General features: G+C 54.4%; 2 tRNA genes and 1 other RNA gene. All 3 read right to left on the reverse strand.

What is annotated here, in order from left to right:
* Nucleotides 1-4: 4 nt before the first annotated feature.
* The 3 genes from GRPL_RS27450 to GRPL_RS00020 all read right to left on the reverse strand — a co-directional run bounded on the left by GRPL_RS27450 (nt 5) and on the right by GRPL_RS00020 (nt 316).
* Nucleotides 5-138, reverse strand: a non-coding RNA gene (locus tag GRPL_RS27450) — RtT sRNA.
* 22 nt (nt 139-160) lie between these two features.
* Nucleotides 161-236 (reverse strand) — tRNA-Lys (locus tag GRPL_RS00025).
* 4 nt (nt 237-240) lie between these two features.
* A tRNA-Val gene (locus GRPL_RS00020) sits at nt 241-316 on the reverse strand.
* Nucleotides 317-454 lie beyond the last annotated feature (138 nt).

Here is a 454-nt window from a genome sequence, read left to right on the forward strand (position 1 = left end):
ACATTGGTGGGTCGTGCAGGATAACTCGCTTTGCTCGCCCTTCGGGCCGTCGCCGCGAGCGGCTCCGTTGTCTCGCTTTGCTCGACTCGAACCTGCCGCAGGTTCGAATTGTTGAATTTGGCACATAGCAAAAAAGCGCCTTTAGGGCGCTTTTTTACATTGGTGGGTCGTGCAGGATTCGAACCTGCGACCAATTGATTAAAAGTCAACTGCTCTACCAACTGAGCTAACGACCCGAAGTGGTGGGTGATGACGGGATCGAACCGCCGACCCCCTCCTTGTAAGGGAGGTGCTCTCCCAGCTGAGCTAATCACCCGATACTACGCTGGATACTACATCTGACTAAAGTCAGCGGTGGGTCGTGGAGGATGACTCGCTTTCGCTTGCCCTATGGGCCGTTGCTGACGCAACGCTATCCTTCACGTTTTACTACCGTTCCACCCTGGTAGTTAGT

The sequence above is a fragment of the Klebsiella planticola ATCC 33531 genome (genome assembly GCF_000735435.1).
GTDB lineage: Bacteria > Pseudomonadota > Gammaproteobacteria > Enterobacterales > Enterobacteriaceae > Klebsiella > Klebsiella planticola.